A 12,075-nucleotide genomic window follows, 5' to 3' on the forward strand; every position below is an offset into this window, starting at 1 on the left:
TAGTAAGTTAAATGGAATGCAACATCTTCGGTATAAACTTTAATCAGTTGTTATGAACTGAAAGGGGAAGGCCGTGAACACTTCCATGCATTCCGCATCTGCTCTTCTGCTGACTGAGCAGTGGCTTACAATTCTTTCGAATTTAGGAAGAGCCAGCGCAACTATTAAAGCCTATCGAAGTGCCCTGACGCATTTTTTTGCCTTCTGTGAAATACACGACATTGCTCCTGAAAGAGCTTCCTTTGAAGACATTGCAGGATATATCCGACCTCAGCTCCCTGATATGCCGTCGTCCGTTGCAAGCGCCACGCTCCAGTTGCGCCTTTCAGCTCTTCGTCTCTGGTATGACTTTCTGGTTTATCAGGATATTTGCAGTCTCAACCCGTTACCCCGTTCGGGTTTGCCTGGTGCCATTTATACCGGACGCGGCCTGATCCCACGTATCAACCGACTCCCCGTTATTCCCGATGACGGGGAGTGGCTCAGGTTCCTGAAACACGTTTCTGCAGCGCCTCTGCGTGACCGACTGATGCTTGCTCTGGCTTATTATGGGGCGCTCCGACGTACTGAAGTGACGGCTCTGAGGCTTGAGGACATTGACCTGGCTCATCGCCTGATACGCATCCGGGCAGAAACGACGAAAAACAGACGGGAAAGAATGGTCTGCTATAGCGCCGACGTTGCGCCGGTACTGGCAAACCATTTTCAAAAGCTACGGCTGGAAGGCTGGTCAGGCGGTGCTTTGTTCCGTTCCGTCTCTGACCGTAATTACGGCGCTCCTCTCTCTTTCTGGAGCTGGAGTAAAACCGTACGGAAATGGGCGGCAGAGACTGATCAGCCAGACATCACCACGCATACTTTTCGTCACCTCCGGCTGACGCATCTGGCACGGGCCGGATGGAAACTGCATGAACTGGCTACTTATGCAGGGCACAGGGACCCACGTACAACACAAATTTATATTCATCTGTCGGGAACGGATATGGCTGCCCGCATGGCTGCTGCCGTCGCTGAAACCGACCGTAAGATTGCAGGGCTTATCTTTCAGGCGGGAGCCGTGTGATGAAAGCAGAAACAGGAATTCATAAAATTTATGTCCCCTTCAGGCGTTCAGATTATCAGCTGAATAATGTGTTAAGCATTGAAGAGCTTGAGGCATTAAGCACAGGGCACAAACGTATCTCTGCTTTGAGCAAGCAAGGTCCGCTGTCATCTTTACTGCGGCCACTTCAGGATATTGCCGCCCGCAGCGGTACGAGTGACAGACTCGTCAGGATTATCATTCCTGTCGTGCTGGCGGAAATACACCGGACAAGGAAACCCTGCTGGCTGTGGGATTCGGAAAAGTGGCTGACGTTGTGCCTGCAGCACCGTTCCGGCAGGCCCCTTATTGCGGCATTTGCCTTCCATCTTGGCCCGTTTCCCTCACCGTTCGACCTGCCGCATCATGGTGCTCCGTCGTTGTACGCCTGTGCCATCTATGGCCGGGACATTTTCATTCAGGAACTCAACCGGCTGACTGATACGCTTGTCTCGCTGGGATACAAACGACAGAACCAGAAAAACGCCCTGTCAGCCCTGCTGGGCATACTGATGATGATGAACAATAATCCTGAGCTTGAAAGCTTCACAACTGAACTCCTGTGGCGCGCGCAGAATTATCACGATCGGGGAATTGCACGAACAGTAGGCAGAGTTTCACATGCGCTGGCCGCAATGGGCATCCTCAAAAGTGCCGTACGTATGCGCAATTACCGTGAGTGGCACGAAAAACCCACAGAAAATATTGCCACAGAGTGGGTAACGTGGTGCCGGCGCTGGAGAGAAACGTCGGTGCTTCGGCCCCGGTCCAGAGAGAGCCAGTACAGCTTTATCCTCCGCTGCGGTCTGTGGCTCGCCCGCGAGCATCCGGAAATTCGCTCGCCGTCCGACTGGACAATGGAGATCTGCGCCAGCTTCATTGCTGCAATCGGAAGAATGAAGGTTGATGAACTTTCACTGGGTACAGAACGTGGGGTGCGCCGCTCTCCACGTTCCGGAGAGCCCATGCTGCCAAATTCCCGTGCCGGTTTCGTGTATGCCGTTCGTCGTTTTATGTTTGACTACGAACTCTGGGAATGGGGACGTCTGAAATTCAGTCCGGCCCGCCATCTCTCCACACCTGATACACCGCTCTTTCGTCAGGGCGTCAATCCGCGTGTTATTGATGATCCTGTATGGCTGAAACTGGTCTGGGCAAGCCTGAATCTGCGTCAGGAAGATTTGCTCAGTGAAATTCACTACCCCCTCTCTATGCTGCAGGCTATGGCAGTCATCTGGACGCATGCAGGGCTGCGTCAGAATGAGCTGATGCGCCTGACCGCTGGCTGCATCATTCCACAATCGGAAGATATTAACCGGGACGACGGCAGTACCATTCCTGCCGGGACTCTTTGCTATCTGAACGTGCCGGCCGGCAAGACATCTAAAGCCTTTGTTAAGCCGGTTTCTGCAGTGGTGAAAAAGTATGTCGATATCTGGCTGGCAGAACGACCAGAAGAACAGGCAGCTCTGACGGATGAACGCACCGGTGAAAAAGTCCGTTTTCTGTTTCAGTACCGGGGCAAACCGGTGGGAAGAGACATAATAAACCGCACCGTTATTCCGGTTCTCTGTGCCCGGGCAGGAGTGCCTGAGGAAGACAGCCGGGGCCCCATTACCAGCCACAGGGGACGCGCATCGGCCGTAACTGCCCTGGCCAGTGTTCCTCAGGGCATGTCTTTATACGAGCTGATGCAGTGGTCAGGACACTCTTCGCCGCAATCCACCATGCATTATATTCGAATACGCCCGACGCAGCTTGCTGCCTCTTTTGTTAAAGCTGACCGGGTAGCGCACATGATAAGCGTGCTGATTGATCATGACCCCGCAGCAACCAGCCTCACGGGACCTGCGACATATTATGATCTGGGCGACTCTTTCTGTACTAATCCCTTCTGGAGCAGTTGCCCGCACCGTATGGCATGCATCGGATGTGATTTTAATCTGCCAAAGAGAAGTGCAAGAGGACTGTTACTGGAAAGTAAGGCATCGGTAAAACATTATCTTGAAGAAGTGCCACTGACGCCCGATGAGAAAGAAGTAATAGAAGGTGATGTGGAAAAACTGAACGCCGCTCTTATGAAAACAGATATCCCACGTATTCTGTAGCAGGCCCTGACCGGAATTCACTTTATGTGTGTGAAGGACGGCGTAGTAAGGAGCTGCTACGCCGTAACGAAAGTAATAAAAAAGAGCTTATTTACTGAGCCATACTTCCATCTGCCGTATTTCTTCTTTCTAGGCGCTGATAATGCTTTCAGCCATCTTCCGCATTGCCGGTGATTTACCATAACGGAGTTCCGTTTCGGCCATGGCAATGGCTCCTTTGTGATGTTCAATCATGCTCCTGGCAAATGCCCTGTCTGCATCCGGGTCCTGTACGGCCTTTATCATTCCTTCGTGCATATTATTCATGCCGTCCATATAGGCCTCAGAAGACGGTGACATTCCGGCATGGTTTCCGTGTACTGCCTGCGCAGCCGTTGCCGGAAACACGACTGCGAGCATCAGCAATAAAATCATGTTACGCGGTTTCATACTCTCTTCCTTTATCGGAGTGCAGATTAGCGGCTATTTTCAGGTGCCTGTCTTTACCGGAAGAGCAGCCAGACAGGTTACTTACGCAACAGGCGCAGACCGTTTGCCACGACAAGCAGGCTTGCCCCCACATCCGCGAATACGGCCATCCACATGGTCCCCATACCTGCAATGGTCAGGGCCAGGAACACTGCCTTGATCCCAATAGCCATAACGATATTCTGAACCAGAATGTTATACGTCTGCCGGGAGAGTCGGACAAAAGCCGGAATTTTACGCAAATCATCATCCATGAGGGCCACATCGGCAGTCTCGATGGCGGTATCCGTGCCCATTGCACCCATGGCAAAGCCGATATCGGCGCGGGCCAGCGCCGGTGCATCATTGATGCCGTCGCCCACCATGCCGGTCGTGCCCTGCGCCGTAAATGTTTCTACAGCACGCAGTTTATCTTCCGGCAGTTGATCCCCCCGCGCCTCATCGATACCAACCTGACCGGCAATGGCCTGCGCAGTGTGCGCATTGTCTCCGGTCAGCATGAGCGTTTTAACACCCAGACTATGCAACTGACTTATCGCCTCGCGGCTGCTTTCCTTCACCGTATCAGCCACCGCAAACAGCCCTAGCACCTGATGAGTGTCACAGAGCATGATGACCGTTTTACCCCCGGTCTCCAGTTCCGTTAGTGCAGCCCTGACCGCTTCCGGACAGCGCACCGTTTCTTCAGCCAGCCTCAGATTGCCCAGACTGTAGGTTTGACCGTTGATGACGCCGCGCACGCCGCGGCCTGGCAGAGCCTCAAAGTTTTCCACTTCATAACGCTGAATGCCATCTGATGCCGCCGATACAGCCTGCGAAACCGGATGATCGGAGTAACCTGCCAGGCTCACAGCCAGACTGCGCCCCTCATCTTCTGCCACCCCGGTATAGATAATCGCATCCGTCTGTACCGGCTTACCGTGCGTCAGGGTGCCGGTCTTGTCGAGCGCCAGCCACTTCAGCTTTCGGCCTTCTTCAAGATAAACGCCGCCCTTGATCAATATCCCCCGGCGGGCTGCTGCCGTCAGGCCACTGACAATGGTCACTGGCGTGGAAATGACCAGCGCACAGGGGCAGGCGATAACCAGCATCACCAGCGCCTTGTAAATCCACTCCTGCCAGCTTTCACCTGCAATCAGCGGTGGGAGAACGGCAACTGCGACGGCAATAGCAAACACCACAGGGGTATAAATTTGTGCAAAGCGATCAACAAAGCGCTGCGTAGGGGCTTTTGCCCCCTGCGCTTCCTCCACGGCATGAATGATACGCGCCAGCGTGGTATTTCCGGCAGCGGCCGTTACACGGTACTCAAAGCCACCGGAGCCGTTGACCGTCCCGGCGAAGACCGGGTCACCTTCCCCTTTATCCACCGGCAGACTTTCGCCGGTAATAGGTGCCTGATTAATGGCGGTCCTGCCCCGGACCACCGTGCCGTCGAGAGCGATACGCTCGCCCGGTTTTACCCTGACCACGCTGTTAAGGGATACAGACCTGGCCTCAGTTTCTTTCCAGGAGCCGTCCGGTTGCTGAACCGTGGCCGTTTCAGGCGTCAGCTTCATCAGAGAGCCGATGGCATTGCGGGCGCGATCAAGAGATTTCGCTTCAATCAGTTCCGCAATCGTGAACAGCACCATTACCATGGCGGCTTCAGGCCACTGTCCGAGCGCCAGCGCCCCGGTGACGGCAATACTCATCAGGGCGTTGATATTCAGGTTGCCGTTGCGAAGAGCAATCCAGCCTTTTTTGTACGTGGACAGGCCACAGGCCGCAACGGCAGCCAGAGCAAGAGCCGCTTCCAGCCATTCCGGCATGCCCGCCCAGTGCATGGCTTCGGCGGCGATTGCCGCCACACCGGCAAGCGCGAGCGGCCACCAGTGTTTTTTCTTTTCCTCAGTGACCGCGTGCCGGCCATTACTGTCAGGAAGTTCAGGTTCAAAGCCCAGAGAACGAATGGCGGCCAGAACCGGCTCCAGCGTATCCGGTGCGTGAACCACCGTCAGTACACGCTGCATAAGATTGAAATCCAGTTCCTTGACGGCTGACATGCCGTCCAGCTTTTTACGGATCATGCCCTCTTCAACCGGGCAGTCCATCTGCATGATCCTGATACTGGTACGCACCCCGTCAGCGGTCACCTGCTGCGTCTGCAGCTCACCGAATGTGACAGGGGCAGGCGAGCAGCAGGAACCGCCGGTATTTTCCGCCTCACGGCCTGAGCAGCAGCTGCCTTCAGGCTGCATTGCTTTATCAATCGGTTCCGGGTCAAAACCCAGCGAGCGCACCGCCTGCAGAACCGGTTCCAGCGCCTGCGGTGTATGGGTCACGGTAAGCACCCTCTGTATCAGATTGAATTCAAGATTGCTGACGGCAGGTAATTTTGCCAGTTTTTTTCGGAGGAGCGTCTCCTCCGTCGGGCAGTCCATCTGCATGATGCGCAGACGCGTCTGAACGTCATCGTTGCGGGGAAGCTCTGCAACCGGTTCGGACATCTGGCTCAGGCCGTCCGTTGAGCAGCAGCTCCCGGTGCTGCAACAGGCCGGTGTGGTCTGAGTCGTTTTTGGTGGCATTTTCCCTGAAGCCTCAGTCGGGGCAGTGGCGGTATTTTTAACAGACGCCTCCTCTCCGGTTGCGGCTGATCCACATTTTTTATTACTGCAGCAGTCACTCATTTTTTTATCCCGTTCATAACGTATACTGGCATTAAAGACCCTGATGTAACTACAGGGTCAAGCTCAGAAGAGGTGTGATATGAAAATTGGTGAACTGGCCCGCCAGGCGGGATGTCCTGTAGAGACGGTACGTTATTATGAGCGAGAGGGGCTTCTGCAGGCCGCATTGCGGGACCAGACTAATAACTACCGCCATTACGATAGCGCACATCTCGAAAGGCTTATGTTTATCCGGCGCTGCCGGGCGCTCGATATGACCCATGAAGAAATCCGGGTGTTGCTGCAGGCGCGCAGCCAGCCAGACGCAGACTGCGGTACGGTTAATGCCCTGATAAATGAACATCTGAACCACGTTCAGGCCCGTATTCGTGAACTAAATATGCTGGAAAAACAACTATTTGAGCTCCACAGCCACTGCAATGCCAACCGGGCAACACGGGACTGCGGTATTCTGCGCGAACTGGAGCAGGCAGAAGAGCCTGAGGATATCGTGCCGGTTATCACTGCAGGTCATCTGGCCGGAAGCCACTCTTACTGATGCTGCTTTCTGCCATAAGTAGAACGGTTCACTAAAGAAACAGGCTTTTTTTGTGATGTTACTTCGTCATGCCCGACCATTAAGGCAGCTGAAAGTGTGCTGCCGTTAAAATCTGTGTGATATCGTTTAACCGCTATTCCCTCATTAAGCTGTACTGAAAAGCCTGTAAGCACGTCAAAACATATATGAATTTATAAATATAAAGTTGACCTTTCGTCTGCAGCAGACGAGACTTGTTGCTGTCCGCCACGAAGGAGAAATTATGCCGTCACTGCTGCCCCTGCAACTTTTTAAGAATCTTTCTGACGAAACCCGGCTCAGCCTGGTGCTGTTGTTGCGCGAAAAAGGGGAGCTTTGCGTCTGCGAGCTTGTATCTATCCTGAAAGAAACACAGCCAAAAATATCGCGGCACCTGGCCCTGCTCAGAGAGAGTGGACTGCTTATCGACAGGCGCGACGGCAAGTGGATCCATTACCGGTTATCGCCACACATGCCTGCGTGGGCAGCAGCGGTCATTGAGCAGGCATATCTGTGTCAGCGGGATGAAATTCTTCATCTCAGTCAGCAGGCTGAGCGTGATAACGCAACCACCAACGGCAAAGCTGTCTGCATGTAAAAATTTTATCTAAACACATTCGATTAAACGCATATATTTACAGGGTACAGTTAGCAGCCCGCTTCAACGGGCAGTTATAATTAAGAAGGAGAGGGTATGTTTCTGGCGGGTGCGATTTTTATTCTGACGCTGGTACTGGTTATCTGGCAGCCGAAAGGACTCAGTATTGGCTGGAGTGCCGTTATCGGCGCCGCGCTGGCGCTGCTGACCGGCGTAGTACAAATCGGGGATATTCCGGTGGTCTGGCAGATTGTCTGGAACGCCACGGCCACGTTTATTGCGGTCATCATTATCAGCCTGCTGCTCGATGAGTCCGGCTTTTTTGAATGGGCCGCGCTGCACGTTTCCCGCTGGGGAGGCGGCAGGGGCCGGCTGCTGTTCACGTATATCGTTCTGCTGGGTGCGGCAGTGGCGGCGCTGTTTGCCAATGACGGAGCCGCGCTAATTCTGACGCCGATCGTTATCGCCATGCTGCTGGCGCTGGGCTTCAGCCCCGGGGCCACGCTGGCGTTTGTGATGGCGGCCGGGTTTATCGCCGATACCTCCAGCCTGCCGCTCATCGTGTCAAACCTGGTCAACATCGTCACGGCAGACTTCTTTAAACTGGGTTTCAGCGAGTATGCCTCGGTGATGGTGCCGGTGAATATCGCGTCCGTGGCCGCCACGCTGGTGATGCTGCACCTGTTTTTCCGCAGGGACATCCCGGACACTTACGACCTGGCGAAGCTGAAGGCGCCGCGTGAGGCCATTCGCGATGCGCGTACCTTTAAAACCGGCTGGATTGTTCTCATCCTGCTGCTGATCGGCTTCTTTGCCCTCGAACCACTCGGCGTGCCGGTCAGCCTTGTGGCCGCGGTGGCGGCGTTTATTCTCTGGCTGGTAGCCCGGAAAGGCAATGTGATTGATACCGGAAAGGTACTGAAAGGTGCGCCCTGGCAGATCGTTATCTTCTCGCTGGGCATGTACCTGGTGGTATACGGACTACGCAATGCCGGGCTAACTGATTACCTTTCTGCCGCCCTGAACCGGTTTGCCGAGCATGGCGTCTGGGGCGCAACGCTCGGCACCGGCTTTCTGACGGCGGCGCTTTCATCAGTCATGAACAACATGCCTACCGTGCTGGTTGGCGCGCTCTCCATTGACGGCAGCACCGCTCAGGGCGTGGTGAAGGAGGCGATGATTTACGCCAACATCATCGGCTGCGACCTCGGTCCGAAAATCACCCCTATCGGTAGCCTCGCTACCCTGCTGTGGCTGCACGTCCTGGCACAGAAAAACATAACCGTCAGCTGGGGCTACTACTTCCGCGTGGGCATCGTGATGACCCTGCCGGTACTGTTTGTGACGCTGGCTGCGCTGGCCCTGCGCCTGTCTGTTTAACCTTAACCCCGGAGCTGTGCCTGTGCAGCGCCTTTATGGAGTAACGCTCATGACTGACATTACCATTTATCACAATCCGGCCTGCGGGACGTCCCGCAATACCCTGGCGCTTATCCGCAACAGCGGCACCGAGCCCACGGTGATTCTGTATCTGGAAACACCGCCGTCGCGCGACGAGCTGAAAAAGCTGATTACGGACATGGACATTAGCGTGCGTGCCCTGCTGCGTAAAAATACCGATCCCTACGAGCAGCTCGGCCTGGCTGAAGACCGGTTCAGCGATGAAGAACTGCTCGATGCGATGCTGGCTCATCCGATCCTCATTAATCGTCCGGTGGTGGTGACGCCGCTGGGAACGAAGCTCTGCCGCCCCTCCGAAGTGGTTCTGGGCATACTGCCGGACCCGCAGAAGGGAGCGTTTACCAAAGAGGACGGCGAAGCAGTCATTGATGAGCAAGGGAATCGCGTCAGCCACTGATGTTTCCCTTGGCTGTGACAGGGAAAATGTGAAAAAGCCGGCAGATGCCGGCTTTTTTATATGCTGCGCTGGTTTACCCGCTCAGAGAGCTGCGCAGCACTCTCCTTCCTTTCGCTGTAGCGGTCGGTGAGATAACCACTACGACCGCGCGTCAGCAGGGTGAACTTCATCAGTTCCTCCATGACGTCCACTATGCGGTCATAATACGGAGAAGGCTTCATGCGGCCGTCCTCATCAAACTCGGCCCAGGCTTTTGCAACGGATGACTGGTTCGGGATAGTGATCATCCGCATCCAGCGCCCAAGAATACGCATCTGGTTTACGGCGTTGAAAGACTGTGAGCCTCCGCTGACCTGCATGACAGCAAGGGTTTTCCCCTGCGAGGGCCGGACCGCCCCGGACGTCAGCGGTATCCAGTCAATCTGCGTCTTCATGATGCCGGTCATGGCACCGTGACGCTCAGGAGAGCACCAGACCATCCCTTCAGACCAGAGCACTAGCTGGCGCAGCTCTGCGACCTTCGGATGCGTCTCAGGTACATCATCCGGCAGCGGCAGGCCGGACGGATTGAATAACTTCACCTCCGCGCCCATGGCCGTCAGCAGCCGTGCGGCCTCTTCCGTGGTGAGTCGGCTGTAAGAGCGCTCCCGAAGCGAACCGTAGAGCATCAGTATGCGGGGCGGATGCGCCACCTCTTCGGCCTTTAATTTCTCTTCCGAAAGGGGCGTATCCAGGAGTGTCAGATCGATATTGTTCAGGGCATCATTCACGTTATTCACAATGGAGTCTCTTTATGGGAAATCTCGGTAGACAGGCTGCAGCTACTGCCACCGGCGCAGCACTCTTCAGTGAGAAAAGCCATCAGCTGCTCAAGCTGCGCATAGCAAGGTCTGCAGAACAAGGTACGACTCTGCCGTTCCTGGCTTATGAGTCCAGCGGACATCAGCGCTGAAAGATGATGGCTGAGCGTGGAGGCAGGAATCTCAAGGTGCTTCTGCAGTTCGCCAACCGGCAGGCCTTCATGACCAGCCCTGACCAGCTCCCGGTATATGCGGAGACGTGTCGGGTGGCCCAGTTCTCGAAGTGCGTTTGCTGCGGTGTGTAAATCCATGCGGCCTCCTTTAACTATATTTCCAGAATAATAGAAATATGGAAGCCGTCAAACATTTTTTTCGTGAAGGGTAGATGCTCCATGGTCCCGGTTCTGCACAACAGAGCCAGAATGACGCTGCCAGAGGACCACAGAAATCGCCGTAATGATCAGGGTCAGGATGAAGGAAAAAAGCAGCGTGCCGGGTATACCGTAGCGCTCCAGCAGTATGGCATACGCAGACGGAGCCAGTGCCGCGAGAAAAAATGCCGGCGACATCAGTATTCCTGTTTTGCGGGCGTACTGCTGCGGATCAAACAGCACAAGAGGAAGTACGGCCTTCACGATCGTATTCAGTCCGTTTACGGCCCCATAGCCCAGAACGAAAAAGGCTGTAGCCACAGGAGTAATGCTGCCTGCAAGGCCGGTCAGAAAACAGAGGGGAAGCAGGATACCGGTTATAAGGTTCAGGCGTATCGCGGAGATTCGTGCACCTGAAACTACACCCAGCAGACGGGCACCTAACTGCCCCACTCCCCACAGCATGCCAGCCAGAGCAGGCACGCCATAAGAGGCCAGTATCCGGGGAAAATGTGTGGACACGCCGGTGGAGACAAAGCTTATCAACGCTATCAGAGTGGCATACCACAGGCCGCTGATGAGTGCTTTTGTGTCCTCTGATGTTGCTGTTGCGTCAGCCGAATGGCCGGATCGCCCTGTTACGGGAAGTTTTACCCGACTGCCTGCCGGAACGGCAGTTAAAAAAAACAGGCTCAGCAGGCCCGCACAGCCATAAATGATGACGGCATGCCGCCAGTCGGTGACGTGAAGAAGCGCTGCGCCAGCAGGCCAGAAAGCGGCCGACGCGAGACCGCCCAGCAGGGTGACCAGAGAGATTGCCTTGCGAGCCTCTGCGCCTGCGGTTTCCACAAGCATGGCAAAAGCGGCGTCATACAGAGCAAGCCGCATGCCCGCGCCTGTCAGGATCCAGACGGCATCCCACGCTAATGTTGAATAGGTAAACGCCATCAGAAAACACCCGATGGTTATAGCCAAAGTTCCCGCCATCATCAGGGTGCGTCCACCGGTACGGGCCATTACGGGACCGATAAGCGGTGAAACCAGCCCCATAACGAGCATGGCAACGCTCAGGCCGGAGAATGTCTCACCGGAAGACCAGCCTGTTTCCGCCATGATGGCGGCTCCGAAGACACCCGGCATGTAGAACGTAATACCCCAGTTGATAAGCTGCGTCATGCCGATGCAGAAAATGGTGCGGCCTGTCAGATATCCTTGTGTCATTCTGTACTTTCCGGAAGCGTAGCGTCGCCATGCCCGAGCGTACGCTGCAGGATAACCGTATCGAGCCAGCGCCCATGCTTGAATCCTACAGACCTGAGGGTGCCAGTGATGCTGAAGCCTGCAGCGCGGTGAAGAGCAAGGGAGGCAGTATTTTCACTGTTCCCCACCACCGCTACAAGTTGCCGAAAACCACGGGCTTCTGCCCATCCTACTGCACGGGATAGCAGCATTTTTCCAATGCCCCGCCCCTGATACGTGGCATCAACATATACAGAGTCTTCCAGAGTAAAGCGATAGGCGCACCGTTCCCGGTATAGAGACAAATAGCAGTATCCTCGAACAATT

Annotated in this window: 12 protein-coding genes; 6 read left to right on the plus strand and 6 right to left on the minus strand. The window is 55.0% G+C overall.

Features of this window, described 5'->3' with window-relative positions; translation table 11 throughout:
• The first annotated feature begins 85 nt into the window (after positions 1-85).
• Both CHU32_RS26945 and CHU32_RS26950 read left to right on the plus strand, forming a co-directional pair.
• Complete coding sequence (locus CHU32_RS26945; RefSeq protein WP_023202702.1) at positions 86-1,063, plus strand: tyrosine-type recombinase/integrase; 978 nt, start codon at positions 86-88, stop codon at positions 1,061-1,063.
• Positions 1,063-3,189, plus strand: coding sequence for a tyrosine-type recombinase/integrase (locus tag CHU32_RS26950; RefSeq protein ID WP_006785987.1), 2,127 nt, complete (start codon positions 1,063-1,065; stop codon positions 3,187-3,189). The genes CHU32_RS26945 and CHU32_RS26950 overlap by 1 nt, the downstream gene beginning before the upstream one ends.
• Before the next feature lie 129 nt (positions 3,190-3,318).
• On the opposite strand, the gene CHU32_RS26955 is transcribed toward CHU32_RS26950, so the two are convergent.
• Entirely contained in the window at positions 3,319-3,618 is a 300-nt protein-coding gene (locus CHU32_RS26955) for a DUF305 domain-containing protein (RefSeq protein WP_006785988.1), read from the minus strand.
• A 77-nt stretch (positions 3,619-3,695) separates the two neighbouring features.
• Positions 3,696-6,146 (minus strand): heavy metal translocating P-type ATPase, encoded by a 2,451-nt coding sequence (locus CHU32_RS26960; protein WP_006785989.1) that lies wholly within the window; start codon positions 6,144-6,146, stop codon positions 3,696-3,698.
• A 259-nt stretch (positions 6,147-6,405) separates the two neighbouring features.
• Here CHU32_RS26960 and cadR point away from each other — a divergent pair, with 259 nt between their 5' ends.
• The 4 genes from cadR to arsC all read left to right on the plus strand — a co-directional run bounded on the left by cadR (position 6,406) and on the right by arsC (position 9,338).
• Positions 6,406-6,864: a Cd(II)/Pb(II)-responsive transcriptional regulator gene (cadR, locus tag CHU32_RS26965; RefSeq protein WP_006785990.1), complete on the plus strand. Its 459-nt coding sequence runs from the start codon at positions 6,406-6,408 to the stop codon at positions 6,862-6,864.
• A 262-nt stretch (positions 6,865-7,126) separates the two neighbouring features.
• Entirely contained in the window at positions 7,127-7,480 is a 354-nt protein-coding gene (locus CHU32_RS26970) for a metalloregulator ArsR/SmtB family transcription factor (protein WP_006785991.1), read from the plus strand.
• A gap of 96 nt (positions 7,481-7,576) precedes the next feature.
• Complete coding sequence (locus CHU32_RS26975; RefSeq protein ID WP_006785992.1) at positions 7,577-8,860, plus strand: arsenic transporter; 1,284 nt, start codon at positions 7,577-7,579, stop codon at positions 8,858-8,860.
• 49 nt (positions 8,861-8,909) lie between these two features.
• A complete protein-coding gene (gene arsC / locus CHU32_RS26980) occupies positions 8,910-9,338 on the plus strand; it encodes a glutaredoxin-dependent arsenate reductase (protein WP_006785993.1) in 429 nt (142 codons plus the stop codon).
• Positions 9,339-9,394: 56 nt separating this feature from the next.
• On the opposite strand, the gene arsH is transcribed toward arsC, so the two are convergent.
• The 4 genes from arsH to CHU32_RS27000 form a co-directional block, all read right to left on the minus strand.
• Positions 9,395-10,117 (minus strand): arsenical resistance protein ArsH, encoded by a 723-nt coding sequence (gene arsH / locus CHU32_RS26985; protein ID WP_006785995.1) that lies wholly within the window; start codon positions 10,115-10,117, stop codon positions 9,395-9,397.
• Positions 10,114-10,449, minus strand: a complete 336-nt coding sequence (locus CHU32_RS26990) for an ArsR/SmtB family transcription factor (protein WP_006785996.1) — start codon at positions 10,447-10,449, stop codon at positions 10,114-10,116. The genes arsH and CHU32_RS26990 overlap by 4 nt, the downstream gene beginning before the upstream one ends.
• Positions 10,450-10,497: 48 nt before the next feature.
• Positions 10,498-11,730 carry an MFS transporter gene (locus CHU32_RS26995; RefSeq protein WP_023202698.1) on the minus strand — a complete coding sequence of 411 codons (1,233 nt, stop codon included), beginning with the start codon at positions 11,728-11,730 and terminating at the stop codon, positions 10,498-10,500.
• On the minus strand, positions 11,727-12,075 hold a 349-nt coding region (locus CHU32_RS27000; RefSeq protein ID WP_133159301.1), incomplete at its 5' end, for a GNAT family N-acetyltransferase. The genes CHU32_RS26995 and CHU32_RS27000, both read right to left, overlap by 4 nt.

Source organism: Superficieibacter electus (genome assembly GCF_002915575.1).
GTDB classification, from domain to species: Bacteria; Pseudomonadota; Gammaproteobacteria; order Enterobacterales; family Enterobacteriaceae; genus Superficieibacter; species Superficieibacter electus.

What these genes read in the sequence shown, in the direction of transcription:
- CHU32_RS26950 (WP_006785987.1), top strand. Translation starts at nt 1,063, where the DNA reads ATGAAAGCAGAAACAGGAATTCATAAAATTTATGTCCCCTTCAGGCGT.
- CHU32_RS26945 (WP_023202702.1), top strand. Translation starts at nt 86, where the DNA reads ATGCATTCCGCATCTGCTCTTCTGCTGACTGAGCAGTGGCTTACAATT.
- CHU32_RS26970 (WP_006785991.1), top strand. Translation starts at nt 7,127, where the DNA reads ATGCCGTCACTGCTGCCCCTGCAACTTTTTAAGAATCTTTCTGACGAA.
- CHU32_RS26995 (WP_023202698.1), bottom strand. Translation starts at nt 11,730, where the DNA reads ATGACACAAGGATATCTGACAGGCCGCACCATTTTCTGCATCGGCATG.
- CHU32_RS26955 (WP_006785988.1), bottom strand. Translation starts at nt 3,618, where the DNA reads ATGAAACCGCGTAACATGATTTTATTGCTGATGCTCGCAGTCGTGTTT.
- CHU32_RS26975 (WP_006785992.1), top strand. Translation starts at nt 7,577, where the DNA reads ATGTTTCTGGCGGGTGCGATTTTTATTCTGACGCTGGTACTGGTTATC.
- arsC (WP_006785993.1), top strand. Translation starts at nt 8,910, where the DNA reads ATGACTGACATTACCATTTATCACAATCCGGCCTGCGGGACGTCCCGC.
- CHU32_RS26960 (WP_006785989.1), bottom strand. Translation starts at nt 6,146, where the DNA reads ATGTCCGAACCGGTTGCAGAGCTTCCCCGCAACGATGACGTTCAGACG.
- CHU32_RS26990 (WP_006785996.1), bottom strand. Translation starts at nt 10,449, where the DNA reads ATGGATTTACACACCGCAGCAAACGCACTTCGAGAACTGGGCCACCCG.
- cadR (WP_006785990.1), top strand. Translation starts at nt 6,406, where the DNA reads ATGAAAATTGGTGAACTGGCCCGCCAGGCGGGATGTCCTGTAGAGACG.